Source organism: Kaustia mangrovi (assembly GCF_015482775.1).
GTDB lineage: Bacteria > Pseudomonadota > Alphaproteobacteria > Rhizobiales > Im1 > Kaustia > Kaustia mangrovi.
Genome location: NZ_CP058214.1, coordinates 4,436,646 through 4,450,710, shown reverse-complemented (window position 1 = coordinate 4,450,710; position 14,065 = coordinate 4,436,646). Strand labels below are relative to the sequence as shown.

General features: G+C 55.6%; 13 protein-coding genes. All 13 read left to right on the top strand.

Annotated features, from left to right (window positions below; translation table 11 throughout):
* The first annotated feature begins 1 nt into the window (after nt 1).
* Nucleotides 2-661, top strand: a complete 660-nt coding sequence (locus HW532_RS20985) for a dATP/dGTP diphosphohydrolase domain-containing protein (RefSeq protein ID WP_213162321.1) — start codon at nt 2-4, stop codon at nt 659-661.
* Nucleotides 648-1,178, top strand: a complete 531-nt coding sequence (locus HW532_RS20980) for an HD domain-containing protein (RefSeq protein WP_213162320.1) — start codon at nt 648-650, stop codon at nt 1,176-1,178. Before HW532_RS20985 ends, HW532_RS20980 begins: the two co-directional genes overlap by 14 nt.
* The gene (locus HW532_RS20975; protein WP_213162319.1) at nt 1,171-2,103 is read left to right on the top strand and encodes an ATP-dependent DNA ligase; all 933 of its coding nucleotides are present in this window, start codon (nt 1,171-1,173) and stop codon (nt 2,101-2,103) included. Before HW532_RS20980 ends, HW532_RS20975 begins: the two co-directional genes overlap by 8 nt.
* An 8-nt stretch (nt 2,104-2,111) precedes the next feature.
* A complete protein-coding gene (locus HW532_RS20970; protein ID WP_213162318.1) occupies nt 2,112-2,693 on the top strand; it encodes a hypothetical protein in 582 nt (193 codons plus the stop codon).
* Nucleotides 2,677-4,905 carry a DNA polymerase gene (locus HW532_RS20965; protein WP_213162317.1) on the top strand — a complete coding sequence of 743 codons (2,229 nt, stop codon included), beginning with the start codon at nt 2,677-2,679 and terminating at the stop codon, nt 4,903-4,905. The genes HW532_RS20970 and HW532_RS20965 overlap by 17 nt, the downstream gene beginning before the upstream one ends.
* 207 nt (nt 4,906-5,112) lie before the next feature.
* Entirely contained in the window at nt 5,113-6,054 is a 942-nt protein-coding gene (locus tag HW532_RS20960) for a hypothetical protein (protein WP_213162316.1), read from the top strand.
* A 3-nt stretch (nt 6,055-6,057) separates the two neighbouring features.
* On the top strand, nt 6,058-7,122 hold the full coding sequence (locus HW532_RS20955) for a hypothetical protein (protein WP_213162315.1): 1,065 nt from the start codon (nt 6,058-6,060) through the stop codon (nt 7,120-7,122).
* A 201-nt stretch (nt 7,123-7,323) separates the two neighbouring features.
* On the top strand, nt 7,324-7,722 hold the full coding sequence (locus HW532_RS22580; RefSeq protein ID WP_213162314.1) for an endonuclease domain-containing protein: 399 nt from the start codon (nt 7,324-7,326) through the stop codon (nt 7,720-7,722).
* Nucleotides 7,723-7,769: 47 nt separating this feature from the next.
* Entirely contained in the window at nt 7,770-10,178 is a 2,409-nt protein-coding gene (locus tag HW532_RS20945) for a DNA-directed RNA polymerase (protein ID WP_246480006.1), read from the top strand.
* A gap of 469 nt (nt 10,179-10,647) precedes the next feature.
* Nucleotides 10,648-11,043 (top strand): GNAT family N-acetyltransferase, encoded by a 396-nt coding sequence (locus tag HW532_RS20940; protein ID WP_213162312.1) that lies wholly within the window; start codon nt 10,648-10,650, stop codon nt 11,041-11,043.
* 16 nt (nt 11,044-11,059) lie between these two features.
* Nucleotides 11,060-11,305 (top strand): hypothetical protein, encoded by a 246-nt coding sequence (locus tag HW532_RS20935; RefSeq protein ID WP_213162311.1) that lies wholly within the window; start codon nt 11,060-11,062, stop codon nt 11,303-11,305.
* Between the two features lie 205 nt (nt 11,306-11,510).
* Nucleotides 11,511-13,100: a portal protein gene (locus HW532_RS20930; RefSeq protein ID WP_213162310.1), complete on the top strand. Its 1,590-nt coding sequence runs from the start codon at nt 11,511-11,513 to the stop codon at nt 13,098-13,100.
* Between the two features lie 3 nt (nt 13,101-13,103).
* Entirely contained in the window at nt 13,104-14,009 is a 906-nt protein-coding gene (locus HW532_RS20925; protein WP_213162309.1) for a hypothetical protein, read from the top strand.
* Nucleotides 14,010-14,065: the final 56 nt, after the last annotated feature.

Here is a 14,065-nt window from a genome sequence, read left to right as displayed (position 1 = left end):
TATGAGCACAGGCTGCGAATACAAACCGTGCAAATATAGCAAGGCATCTGGTACGTGTATAGATCAGGGATGCGCGAAGCATAAGCCTATATCGTGGCGTCAGACTGTCTGCCCCGCCAACAACCAAGTGTGCAAATACGGCTGCGGTGACGCTTCCCTCTGCATTTTTCCGAAGCCCCATCAGCATCCTATTCAGGACCTGTATGACCGGGCCAAGAAAATCGAACCCGGCTACCTTGAGTGGCCGCCAAAGGCAGGCGTTCGTGAAGCGATCTTCCGTATGCCTTCCGTTCAGCACTACGACAATGACCAAAGCCAGAAGGCTGACGGTGGGAAGTCCGATCCGGTACTAGTTGAGGTCGATCTTGCGCATGCTCTTGAGGTCATGAATCGGGTACTGGACTACGGCAAGGAGAAGTACGGGAAGCGCGCAGGCTGGCAGCAGGTAGACATGCCTCGCTACGACAGCGCGGCCCGTAGGCACCGCCGTGACCGGGACAAGGGCGAGCTTCGAGACCGCGAGAGTAATCTTCTCCACATGGCGCACGAGGCTACGAACCTCATGTTCCAGCTTGAAATGTACATCAGAGCGCATCCCGAAGAGGATTTCCTGACGTACAACACCCCTCCGAAGGATCACATTACGAATGGCAGCAATTAGGACTAAGGGAGGGCGACTTGTCGATCCGTGGCGCTTAACGCGGGACGACATCCGGAGCGTGGATTTCTGTCACGCCCTCTCTTGCATTAACCGATATACCGGCTGGGCCAAGTACCCGTACTCGGTCGGCCAGCATAGCCACGCCCTGTCAATGAATGTGCCAAATAGATTGATGAAGGCTGCGCTCATTCATGACTTCGCTGAGGCATTCTTCAACGATCTGGCGTCTCCGATCAAATACGAGTTTCCTGATTATCAGGCTGCCGAGGAAGACGTGCTTATCCAGATCGCCCGCACGTTCGGGGTGCCGCTTAGTGATCTGGACGATGTACACCCGTATGACAAGGCTATCTACATCGATGAACGCAACGCACTGTTCGATGAGATCGGCGATGAGGGTATGGGCGACGACCGAGTAGGTCTTGGTATCGATCCTTGGTGGCTCCGCGAACGTAATTGGCGGGATGTCTACAGAGACATGACCGGCCTGTTCCGAAATGTGTTCTACGGTGGCTAACGAGACCATCGAACTCCTCAAGAACTGGACCCCTGACAAGATGGCGTTTCCGGCCCTGTTGAGCGAAAAGCTCGACGGGGTTCCGGTGCGTCTTGTCCGGGGTCACGGGAAGGGACTAGCCCTGACCCGACAGGGAGAGGAGATCACCAGCATCAAGCACATTACGGACTTCTACGAGGAACACCTTTCGTACTGTCCGGGTGTCGAGCTTGTCGGTGAACTGTATATCCGAGGCGAGAGCTTCAAAGATATATCGGGCAAGGTCCGGGCCAAGAAGCCTAGCGCCGATCTGGTCATGTACGTGTTCGATATGTTCCCGAATTACGGGGACGACGAGCAGTATCGCAATGCGCCTTACAGAAAGCGCATGGAGGCAACCAAGATCGTCCTTGAGGACATTGCCGGTAAGATCGGTATGGCTCCCGAGGACATGCCTATCCAGCTTATCCCGTACATCGTTGTCGAGGACGAGGAAGCCGCTCTACTGGCCCACGAGGCCATCATGAGGGCCAACCCCAATGCCGAGGGAAGCGTCGTCCATTCGGCCACAAAGCCATTCCAGCCCGGCAAGCGATGCTGGGGAACACAGCGGCTCAAGCCGACGCCGACAATCGACCTTGAGATCGTGGGCTTCTGTGAGGCGCAGGACGAGGCCGGGAAGCCATTAGGCATGGTCGGTCGGGTTATCGCCGCCATGCACCAGCTTCAAGAGGACGGGACACTTGCTCGCGTCCAGATCGGAGTAGGTCCCGGCAAGCTCACGCACAAGGAACGGAAGGCGCTCTGGCTGGACTACAAGGCCGGTGCATTCAGGCGTGGCCAGATCGCAGAGATCAAATACATGCGGGATGAAGCGTACGACGCATTACGTCAACCAACGTTCCAGCGCTGGCGTCCCGATAAGGTCGAAGCAGACCGCATCTAGGAGGTCGTATGGAAGACACGCTTGTACACCGTATTGAGCAGGGACAGGACCTGCTCAAGTGGCTGGCAGGTATGGAGATCGTTGCCTACATCTGCGGCGGATACGTACGGGATTCGATAACCGGAAACCAGTATCGAGATGTAGACATTTACGTCTCAGAAGAGCACTTCGCCAACGCAAGTATCAGTCTGCGCAGAAGAGGAATTTGCGCTACCGAAGATATGAGCAACACAGATGAGTATATACACCAGAGTGTATCCATGCAGGAAGAGTTCAACGTAAAGGACAGCGTTGCTGCGCAGTTTCCTATACTGAATGGACACGCGGTCAATCTGGTTGGCATCCACAGCGGTTTTACGCTTACCAACATCGTTGACCGCTTCAATCTCGGCATCTGTCAAGCCGGTCTCTCGCATAACGCTCTGTACACCACGGAAGCGTTCAATAGAGACAGGCAGGATCATATGATCACACTTCTTCGTACAGATTGGGGACACGAGGCTTCGTTGAAGCAATTTATCAAGCTGCAACAGAAATACCCGTGGCCTATGCGTATCAAGCCCGAGAACGCCGATGTATCTGGTATTTGACGAGGAAACGGAGACGCATCACGGCTACAAGCGGAAAGCTAACCCATTCCTAGAGCAGAACTGGATTGTCGCCCGAGGCTGGAAGAGGCAGGGAGATAAGAAGTGCAGTTGGACCTACCACCCGGAGCACGACCGTACAACCTATCTGTCGATCCCGGAACAAGTGACATTACTTGTTGGGTTCAATATCAAGTTCGACCTGCTGTGGGAAATGGCTCAGGGCAATCCCGATCTGTACGCATTCTACAAGCGTGGCGGAAAGATATGGGATTGCCAGTACGTAGAGTACTTGCTGGAAGCGCAGAAGCCGGATGCGCAGATGTGCTCCCTGAACGATACGGCCCCGAAGTACGGAGGAACCACGAAGATCGATGAGGTCAAGGCCCTGTGGCAAGCAGGGAAGCTGACTTCTGAAATCCCCGAGGACCTGCTGATCGACTATCTCGTCGGTACGGAGGAAGAGGGCCGGAACGGCGGGGATATCCGCAATACCGAACTGGTGTTCCTTGGGCAGGCCAAGCGGGCCGTCGAGCAGGGTCAGCTTAAGATGATCCAAGACCGGATGGACGGCCTGCTCGCAACGACCGATATGGAGTTCCGGGGCATCAAGATCGACGTGGCCGAGGCGGGCAAGCGGCTCAGAGAGCTAAATGCCGAGCTTTCGGAGGCCACTGAGAGCCTAGACGCCTATATCCCGGATGACCTGCCCTTCACCTTCAATTGGGGCTCTAGGGTGCACTCAAGCTGCCTGATCTTCGGCGGCACGGTGAAGTACCAGAAGCAGGCCCCATACAAGGACCCGGAGACCGGGGAATGGGCGCGGTCGCAGAATACTGAAACGCACTACGTCCATAAGGACGGTTCAACGCATCCTACGGAGCCGGGCGTAACGTTCTTGTCTGGCAAGCGCAAGGGTGAGTACAAGACCAAGAAGGTCAGGGTCCCCGGAGATCGTAAGGTCAAATATCAGGACTTCTTCTACACATTCCCGGGTCATACAAAGGCCAACGAGGAATGGGCTACGAAGAATCTAGATGGGTATGGGGCTCCGCTCTACAGCACAAATAGCGACGTTATCGAAGTTATTACGTCCCGGAATATCCCGTTCCTACAAGCCCTGTGCCGTAAGCAGGAACTGGATAAGGAGATCGGTACGTACTACGTCAAGACCGATCCCAAGACCGGGGAGTACACAGGAATGCTTACCTGTGTGCAGCATTGGGATCACATGCTGCACCATAAGCTGAATCATGCCGTCACTGTAACCACCCGCCTGTCGTCGTCCGACCCGAACCTACAGAACGTACCTCGCGCCGACAAGTCCGAGGTCAAGAAGATGTTCGTGAGCCGATTCGGTAAAGACGGGGCCATGATCGAAGCCGACTATAGCCAGCTTGAGGTTGTGGTACAGGGTGTACTGTCTGGTGACAAGCAGCTTTGCGAAGACCTACGCAACAAGATCGACTTTCACTGCAAGCGCGTATCGGCAAAGTTCGGCTGCACGTACGACGAGGCGCTTGTCTGGTGCAAGGACGAGAACCACCCGGACTACAATGTCTGGAAACCTCGCAGGACAGGCGTCAAGGAGTTCAGCTTCCAGCGTGCATATGGGGCCGGGGCCGCTGCTATTGCGGCAAGTACCGGCATGGGCATTGAGGACGTACAGGAGCTTATCCGTGCAGAGGAAGAAATGTACCCCGGCGTGGCCCTGTTCAATGCTGATGTAGAAGGCGCTGTCATGAAGTCAGCTACCCCGTTCCAAGCTCCTAATACGGACGGGTACTGGCAGACATTCCGGCGCGGATATTGGCAGGCTCCTACCGGAACCCTGTACTCGTGGCGCAGCTACGAGGCACCGGAATACTCCCGTAAGCGGGGTATCAAGGACAGCTTTAGCCCGCCTGAAATGAAGAACTACCCCATTCAGGGTACAGGCGGCGAGTTCGTGCAAGCCATGCTCGGTCTTCTATGGAGACACTTCGTTGCGAAGGACTTCTACGGAGGCAAGGCATTCCTGATCAACACGGTCCATGACTGTGTGTGGATCGACTGCCACAAGGACGTATTGGACGAGGTTGCGGCGGACGTTAAGCGTATCCTTGAAAGCGTCCCTGAGTTCTACAACAAGCGGCATGGGATGGACATTCAGGTCCCCTTCCCTGTCGAGGTCGAGTACGGCCAGAACATGATGGACCTGCATCACTGGAACTAGCTACGGGAGCCGGGATCGCTCGGCTCCTATTTCCCCGCCTATTAGGAGAATCAACTTTAGCGTATCTGTCTAAAAGATACCTGTTAGATATCTAATAGTATCTAATTATAACATAACTAGTAGGATATCTAGTAGTAGTATCCTAGACAGGATAACTATGTCTAAATCCTAATAGATATACATAGATACAGTAAGAGGACTGTATACATGAGCGACATCAGTCATCTCAAGGGCTTGATCGATACAGCAGCCGAGCTTGAGGATCAGTCTGTAGAGCAACAGAACAATTTCAACGATGACCCGCCTCCGGCTGGCATCACGGTTGGCAGATTCGTAGAGTACATCGAACTCGGTATGCACGAGCAGCCGGACTATATGGGCAAGGAAAAGCCCGATGCCGAAATGGTCCGCGTCACGTTCGAGCTTCTGCATCCGGATAAGAATATGCGGGAATGGGAACACGATGGTGAGAAGCACCGACATGGTCAGCTTCTCTCGATCCAGCTTCCGAAGAAGATGAACGAGAAGGCTAAGTACAAGCGCCTGTTCAATAAGATGACCTATGGCCGGGATATCAAGCATCTGGCGCAGATGCTGGGCGAGGCATTCATCATAGAGGTCTTCCACAACACTGTTAAGAAGGAAGGCCGGGGCGACGTTACGTACGCCAATCTGGACAAGGACGGCAACTTCGGTATCAGCGCCCCGTATGTGGTCGATCCCATGACCCAGGAGCGCAAGGAGTACAATATCTCTGAGCCGACCTACCCGATCCGGTTGTTCCTGTGGAAGAACCCGACGCAGGAGACATGGGACAGCCTCTTCATTGACGGCACTCGTGAAGTCAAGCAGGAGGACGGCTCGCTCAAGCAGGTTAGCAAGAACTGGCTCCAAGAGCGCATCCAGTCGGCAACCAACTTCTCCGGCAGCCCGCTAGACCAGATGCTCAACGCTGTGGACGATCTGGCCGTTACCGAGACCAAGGCCGAGACCGCCGACCTGCCAGACACGCTCCCTTCTGAGGGACAGCCGACCGAGGCGGCTGAGAAGCCCGCTGAGACGCAGGTCGATGCCCCGGCTACCGATGCAGCGGAGCCGTCCGGCTCGACCGCTGACGACGCCCTCGCGGCGCTTGGGCTCGTCGCCTAACGAATGACACCACATTTCGAGGGTATCGACCTCGACGGCTTGGCTCATGAAGCCGATACCGTCAGCTATCCTCCTGTGGTTCCCGGACGTACCGTCCATATCGATGCTGATTTTCTCGCCTACATGGTCACTGCCGAGAAGGCAGACGGATCGGACGAGAAGACCTTCGAGGATATGCAGCACAATGCAGAGATCGCTGTCGAGGCCCTTCGGGGTCTCGGGGCGGCTGAGCGTGTGCATCTGCATCTTACCCCGAGTTCGAGCAACAAGGGCGGACGGTACGATCAGGCGATCATCAAGGAGTACCAAGCGAACCGTAAGGATAAGCAGAAACCGCGTCACCTGAACATCATGCGGAAGTGGCTAGCAGACCGGTTCCCCGGAACCTTGCACGAGAAGTGCGAAGCCGATGACGGGATGGCTGCTGCGCAGTACGCCGCTATCGAGGACGGGGCTAGCCACCTAAGCATCATCGCCAGCAAGGACAAGGACCTTCGGATGGTGCCCGGCTTCCATGTCGATTGGGATACCGGCGCGATTACCGAGTGCAGCGAGTTCGGGAGCATCAAGCTCGTGGAGCGGGTATCCGCGTCGGGTACGAAGACCAAGAAGCTCGTAGGCGAGGGTCAGAAGTACTTTTGGGCTCAGATGCTCACAGGCGATCCGGCGGACAATATCAGCGGGCTCCCTGCCCTGCCCGGCGTGATCCTGAACCGTGTGAAGCCGACCAAGGCTGTAGAGAAGGCGCAGGCTACGCTGAAAGATCCCGATGCAGGCGAAGCCACGAAGATGAAGGCGCAGGCCAAGCTTGATCAACGCAAAGCTGCTGCATGTGGTCCCGTCCTCGCCCACGACCTGATCGCCAGCCTCCCGGACAACAAGTCCTGCTTCCACGCGGTCAAGGCTTTGTACCGGCTCTACGGAGAACAGTCTGGCTATACCCACTGGCTAACAGGCAAACCCGTCCATTGGGGACAGGTATTCGCATCGGAAGGTCAGCTTCTATGGATGCGTAAACAGCCACACAACGAGAATGATGTACTAAATTGGTGGAGGGCGATTGCATGAGACTGTCCAGCCCTACAGTAATTGTTCCTTACTTCGCGACTGACGAAGATGGACTGGCTGCTCGTACGCACTCCCGCTTCGCGTTCAGTGGTGATGTAGATATACGGCGTGTACGGAGGATGATCCGAAAGTTCCTCCGGGGCTTGGGTATCAGTGCACCCAAGTGGTACATCGATCACTTCATCAAAGTCGCAGTCAATCATGGCTGCGCGTAGGCGTATTAAGCACGCCGAAATCCCACAAGTGAAGCGGGCATTGATCCAGCGGCAAGACGGTCGCTGCGCTTTGTGTCCAGAGGCAATAACACTGGCTACTGCATGCTTGGATCACGATCACAAGTCCGGCCTGATACGGGGCGCGTTATGCCGTAACTGTAATGGGATCGAGGGGAAGGTACATAACCTTGCTAACAGGGCAAAACGAACAGGCACAGTGAAAGATTGGTTGGGAGCGTTAATTCTTTACTACGTCAAGCACGAAACGGATCAAACAGGTCTGTATCATCCCTTACACAAGACGGATGAGGAAAAGCGCTTGCGTAGGAACAAGAAGGCGCGTGAACGGAGGCAGGCTGCGAAGCTAGAGAAGACCGGGGCTTAGTGTTAGTCGTGAAGACAATCGAAGATCAGTTAGAGTTAGAGCGTACAATGGTCCAGCGTGGGGCCGATAACTACGAACGCAATCTGAAACAAGCGGAGGAACATGGACGAGCTTCGGAAACGTCATATGCTCGTAGACTGATCAAGGAGTTCATGCAACCCCTAATCGATGAGTTACGGGAGTTTATCGATAACCCGAAGCCCGGTCGGAGAGCGAGGGTACGGCCCCTACTCTCGCAGTGCGAGCCAGAAAAGGCCGTCTACCTCGCCATGCAGGCCCTGTTCAATTCGTTCACTTTCGAGTGTGCATTGGCCTCGCTGGCAGTACGTATTGGTCGCATGATCGAGGATGAGGTCCGCTTCACTCGGTTCGAGGAAATGCACGGCGACTACTACCGAACGATCCTTGAGGACTTCAAGAGGAAGGGAACACGGGACTACAGGTACAAGCAGCGCGTCCTGACGCACAAGGCGCAGGAGTACGCCGACCAGTGGGAGGCATGGACGCCGACTGCCCGTGCCGAGATCGGTATGAAGCTAATCGACCTGATCCTGACGAATACCGATCTGATTGAGAAGCGCTCCTACCGACAGCACGGTAAGACCAAGGTACAGGTTGTTCCGACCGAGGAAGCTACAGCGTGGATCAACCAGCACAACGAGTTCTCTAAGTTCCTGTGGCCGGAGAAGATGCCCTGCGTAATCCCGCCCGACGAATGGACCGGGCTCGATCAGGGCGGTTACTACACGCCGGAGCTTCGTCAATCCACTCCTATGATCAAGACGACCGGCAAGCGTCATCGCGATGCTCTTGCAGATGCTGACTTGTCTTCGACTATGCAGGCCCTGAACAGGGTACAGTCTACTGCGTGGTCGGTGAACACAGAAATCCTTTCAATCGTCAAGGAAGTGTGGCGTAGGAACCTGCGTATCGGTATGCCGCAGAAAGACCCGCTCGTTGTTCCTCCGAGCCCGTTCAAGGATCGCAACAAGGACACGCTCAACGATGATGAAGAGCAGAAGCTCACGGACTGGAAGCACGAGGCAGCCGAAATATATACCCGTGAGAAGGAACGTGTCGGTAAGTCGTTCCAAGTCAGCCGTATCATCAGACTGGCCAACGAGTTCGCTGTACATGGTGAGTTCTGGTACGTGTGGTACGCGGATTTCCGGGGACGGTTCTACACAGCCACTGCGGGCTTTTCTCCACAGGGACCCGACCTTGCTAAAGGTATCCTCCGGTTCTCGAAAGGGAAACCGCTTGGAGACGGGGGATGGTACTGGCTTCGCGTACATGGAGCAAATCGCTTCGGATACGACAAGGTATCATATGATGAGCGCGTGGCGTGGATCGACGAGCACCAGAAAGAGCTTCTGGCCTGCGCTAATGACCCTCTATCTCACAGGGATTTGTGGGCTAACGCAGATAAGCCGTGGCAGTTCCTTGCATTCCTGTTCGAGTACAGAGACTGTATTGCTCTACAGTCCCTGGGTCTGGACGCAAGCGAGTTCGTATCGCACCTGCCTATCGGCCTCGACGGCTCTTGCAACGGACTACAGAACTTTTCTGCGGCTCTACGGGATAGCACAGGGGGACGAGCAACAAATCTTGTTCCGTCTGATGCACCGTCTGACATCTACAGGCAGGTAGCAGACGTTTGTACGAGGAAGCTGCACGAGCTTCTGGACGACCCGGATAAAGCGGGCGATGCACAGCTATGGCTTGATTTCTGCGCCAAGCATGGCGACGGGAAAGTACCTCGCAGCCTCGCTAAGCGTCCGGTCATGACCCTGCCCTACGGGGCGACCCGGCAGTCCTGCACGAAGTACATCTTCGACGGCATCCTCGATCACGACCGAGAGCACTTCCGGGGGAACTTCAAGGCCGCGTGCTGGCTTACCCCGATCATGTGGGCCAGTATCGGAGAGGTCGTTGTCGCGGCCCGTGACGCCATGGATTGGCTACAGAAGTGCAGCAGTGCAGTCAGCAAGACGAACAGCCCATTGATTTGGGACACGCCGGACGGCTTCCGGATATTCCAAGGAAGCCGGGTGCTCAATATCGTCCAGATCGAGACGCAGCTTGCAGGACGATTCAGGCTGAATGTCGGTAACTTCACCGACAAGATCGACAGTCGTAAGCAGCGTAACAGCGTGGCACCGAATTTCGTACATAGCATGGATGCGGCGCACTTACGGGACACTGTTAGACGAGCCTTCGATGAAGGTATCTCTGCAATTTCTGTTATCCACGACGACTACGGAACATACGCTGCTGATACCGGTAAGCTTCACAGGATAATCCGTGAGGCATTCGTGTCCCTGTATGAGGATAATACGCCTCTGGCTGACTTCAAGTCTGCGCACGAGAGCGCAGATATACACCTACCTCCACTTCCCAAAACAGGCGACCTCGATATCAACGAGGTTCTGAACAGCCGGTACTTCTTCGGCTGAGCTTTCTCCCACCTATTAGATAATAGGACAACGGGAGAACAGCACAATTTGGGATACCAGAATCTGTCCGACGAGGACAAGCTAACCGAAGCAATACGGTTTGTCGCTCAGGGCCAGCCTTTGCCGGAAACCCTTACTGCGTTTCTGCGCGAGGCTGGCCTTTTCGACGTGATCGTATTGCCGAGCGAGGATCAATGTCAAAGCTCGTAGGAAGTATCAACCTTCCTCCAGTATCTGCCGAGTTCATTACCCAGCTTGAGCACACCTTCCCTGCACCGTCAGTAGAACCCGGTTTCGACCGGGACGATCTGGTATGGGCGGCAGCGCAGCACAAGGTCGTGGAGTGGATTAAGAATAAGGCCCACATCGAGCAGAAAACGTACCATGCCGCGCCTACGGGCGCCAAGGTCAGGTACGGCTCATGAGCTTGCGGGTTATTACGACTGACGACATTTCTTCAATAATTGACATGCTCCTGATCCTGCGGGATGAGAGCCCGGAGTACGGCGACATTGCGTCGGATTTCGAGTACGTCACCGAACAGCTTTTTAACCTGATAAAAAGCCCGGCATTCGTCGGCCTTATTGATGAACAGGAACGCGGCTTTATGTTCGGTCTCATTACACCGCAATGGTACAGCACAGTCCTTAATGCGTACGAGCAGCTTCTTTATGTCCGTCCTGAATATCGGGGAGGACCGCTCGCTGTACGGCTGATAAAGAGCTTTGAGCGCATGGTTGGCAACTTCGGTGCGCATACGCTGTACGTTGGAACATCTACAGGGATCAAGGAGGAGAAGACCATCTCCCTCTACGAGCGGCTTGGATACGAGCGGCACGGAGGAGGATTACGTAAAAGGATGTAATATATTGTGTGATGCAATGTCGCTTATTGGCGGCGCACTCGGGGTAGCTCAGAGCCTGTTTGGTGGCAGCGAAAAGCCGCCTAAGCCGAAGCTGCCCGCCCCACCTGCTCCTGATGCCCGGTCGCCCGGCGCGAAGATCAAGGTAGGAAACAAGGACAAGCAGGACGACGGCAAAGACCCGACCGAGTTCGTAGGCTTCACGGAGAAGCGCAAGCGCGGGAAGTCTCTTGGCGGGACTGGACGCGGCGGGCTGGTTATCTGATGTGCGTCAAGAAGCCCAAGCAGCCGAGCATGCTGGCCCCGCAGCCGGTGGCCGGTCCTAGAGACAGCAACGCGGTTGTTCGGGAAGATAACCCCGATAGCGAAGAGGAAACCGAAGCTACCCCGCTGGATGCTTCGGGGATCTCCACCAGAACACGGCGGCGTCGTAAGGGCGTCCCCGGCCTGCAAATCTGACGCGAGGCCGGATGGACACCAGTACGAAAACCAAGTTCCCGGAAGGGACCTTAGCGCACAGATGGGATACCCTTCATAACGAGAAATCCTCGCTACTGACAAGAGCCGAGCAGTACGCGAAGTGGACTCTGCCGCACGTCTTTCCAGAGGACAATCAGAACGACCAGACCGAGCTTCCTAAGACTGTAGACAGCCTTGGGGCGCGCGGTGTGAACCATATGGCTAACAGGGTCATCACGACGCTGTTCAGGCCGCAGGGTGCATTCTTCCGTCTCCATATCGGGAAGGATCAGGAAAAGCAGATCGGGGCGATGTCCCAAGACCCGAACAGGGCCGATGTAGGCCGGCTTCGGGCTGAGCTTGACGGCGCGCTCGCAGACGCTGAGCAGGAGGGTGTCGAATATCTCGACATGGTGTCCTACAGGCCATCTGCAATCAACGCGGCCAAGCTGCTTCTGATCACAGGCAATGCCCTGATCTATCATCCCAAGGGCAAACCCGTACAGGTCTACAGCCTACGCAACTACTGCGTGGTTAGAGATATTAGCGGGAACGTCATTGAGATCGTGATCAAGGAAAGCAAGGCGTTCGAGACCTTCTCTGTACCCGTTCAGATCAAGCTGCGGGAAACGCGCAACAACGACACTCCTTACGAGGATCGTACTGATGTGTGCATCTACACGCAGATCAAGCTGAACGAGGACGGTAAGTTCGAGGTCAAGCAGGCTGCCGATCTTGTCGATATCTCTAAGCCGGATATGACGTGGCCGCGTGAGACACTGCCTTGGGTCCCGCTGACGTGGAACCTAGTGAACGGAGAGGATTACGGACGCGGGCTCGTTGAAGACTACGCGGGTGCATTCCATGCGCTTGAGATTCTTAACGGCGCGCTGCTCAACATGGCCGCGATCATGGGGGACATTAAGTTCTTCGTGAACCCGGCTTCCGTGATCGACGTACAGGCCCTGAACGAGAGCGAGGCGGGCTCCTATCATTCCGGTAAAGCGGAGGACGTAGGTACTGCCCAGCTTAACAAGCAGGCGGATGCACAGTTCATAGCGAGCATGATCGACAGGTACGAGAAGCAGATTGCGCAAGGCTTCCTGCTCAACTCGGCTGTCACTCGTGATGCAGAACGTGTCACTGCGGAGGAAATCCGCATGCAGGCTCAGGAACTCGATACGTCTAATGGAGGCGTGTATTCCCGTCTTGCAAACCAGTGGCAGGTGCCTACGGCACGCATCATCCTCGATCATACGAAGTTCCCATTCGAGCAATTCGGGATCAAGCTACAGATCATTACGGGCATGGATAGCCTGTCCCGTATGGGAGAGCTTGACAATCTACGTATGTTCATCGGGGATATGGCACTTCTCGACGGTATTCCCGAGGACTTCCGAAGGGCGATCAATCCGATCAAGTACGCCGCTGTAGTTGGTAAGGCTCGGCAGGTGGACTACACGCAGTTCCTGTATACGCAGGCTGAAATGCAACAGCAGCAGGAACAGGAAATGCAGAGACAGAACCAGCTTGAACAGCAGAAAGCTGCGGGCACCGTTGCTGCGGAAGCAGGCAAGGCTGCTGTACAACAGGAGAACTAACGTATGACGCAGGAAGCCCCCGAGGCTACTGGCAAGGATAAGGAAACCGCCCCTGAGAAGCAGGGTGCGGACAAGGAGCATCTTTCCGATGGGCAGGGCCTCGACGGCGCTCCGAATGCGCCCGCCGCAAGCAACGAGCCTCCGAAGAAGGCGGACCCGCCCAAGGACGAGGACGGCGATAAGGGTACCGGTAAAGACACTGGCAAGGACGCCGGTGAGAACGACAAGGATACCGGTGGGGATACGCCGTCCGACGACAGGTCTACGGACAATGACGCACCGGTTGAGGTCAAAGAGTACATTGAACTTGATGACCCGGCTGGGCAGGCCGCTATCAATCTTCTCAAAGAGAAGGGTGTAACGCCGACCGAGGCGAACGCGATGTTCGCCAAGGCCCTTGAGAGCGGAGACATCTCGGACGTGGACGTAGCTGCCCTTGAGGCAAAGGTCGGCAAGGATGCGGCCACTCTGGTTATGACCGGCGTGACTACGTACTCCAATAACCAGAGAGTGCAGAACGAGGCCACGGTTAAGGCTGTCTACGAAGTCATGGGCGGCGAACAAAACTGGAATACAGTTCGCACTTGGGCTCAGGGCAAAGAGAGGTCCGATCCCGCATTCAAGCACCGTCTGGATCAGGTCCGCGAAATGCTCGACAAAGGCGGTATCTATGCCGAGAGCGCCGGACGCGAGCTTCTGCGCATGTACAGTGCAGACTCTAGCACTAAGGGCTTGGGTACGTCTCAAGACCTTACCACTGGCGATGCGCTGAGCGCGTCCGAAGGACAGGCGCTGACCAGAGCGGACTACATCGATGAGCTTAAGAAGGCTCATGATCGTGGTGCGAGCCGGGCTGAAATCAATGCGCTTGACAAGCGTAGACTGGCCGGAAAGAAGGCTGGAATTTAAGTACTAGACAAGCTGAGTCCCGTTGTCCCGCTTATTAGGATAATAGCGGGCTCAGC

What these genes read in the sequence shown, in the direction of transcription:
- HW532_RS20925 (WP_213162309.1), top strand. Translation starts at nt 13,104, where the DNA reads ATGACGCAGGAAGCCCCCGAGGCTACTGGCAAGGATAAGGAAACCGCC.
- HW532_RS20960 (WP_213162316.1), top strand. Translation starts at nt 5,113, where the DNA reads ATGAGCGACATCAGTCATCTCAAGGGCTTGATCGATACAGCAGCCGAG.
- HW532_RS20945 (WP_246480006.1), top strand. Translation starts at nt 7,770, where the DNA reads ATGGTCCAGCGTGGGGCCGATAACTACGAACGCAATCTGAAACAAGCG.
- HW532_RS20930 (WP_213162310.1), top strand. Translation starts at nt 11,511, where the DNA reads ATGGACACCAGTACGAAAACCAAGTTCCCGGAAGGGACCTTAGCGCAC.
- HW532_RS20985 (WP_213162321.1), top strand. Translation starts at nt 2, where the DNA reads ATGAGCACAGGCTGCGAATACAAACCGTGCAAATATAGCAAGGCATCT.
- HW532_RS20965 (WP_213162317.1), top strand. Translation starts at nt 2,677, where the DNA reads ATGTATCTGGTATTTGACGAGGAAACGGAGACGCATCACGGCTACAAG.
- HW532_RS20955 (WP_213162315.1), top strand. Translation starts at nt 6,058, where the DNA reads ATGACACCACATTTCGAGGGTATCGACCTCGACGGCTTGGCTCATGAA.
- HW532_RS20940 (WP_213162312.1), top strand. Translation starts at nt 10,648, where the DNA reads ATGCTCCTGATCCTGCGGGATGAGAGCCCGGAGTACGGCGACATTGCG.
- HW532_RS20980 (WP_213162320.1), top strand. Translation starts at nt 648, where the DNA reads ATGGCAGCAATTAGGACTAAGGGAGGGCGACTTGTCGATCCGTGGCGC.
- HW532_RS20970 (WP_213162318.1), top strand. Translation starts at nt 2,112, where the DNA reads ATGGAAGACACGCTTGTACACCGTATTGAGCAGGGACAGGACCTGCTC.
- HW532_RS22580 (WP_213162314.1), top strand. Translation starts at nt 7,324, where the DNA reads ATGGCTGCGCGTAGGCGTATTAAGCACGCCGAAATCCCACAAGTGAAG.
- HW532_RS20935 (WP_213162311.1), top strand. Translation starts at nt 11,060, where the DNA reads ATGTCGCTTATTGGCGGCGCACTCGGGGTAGCTCAGAGCCTGTTTGGT.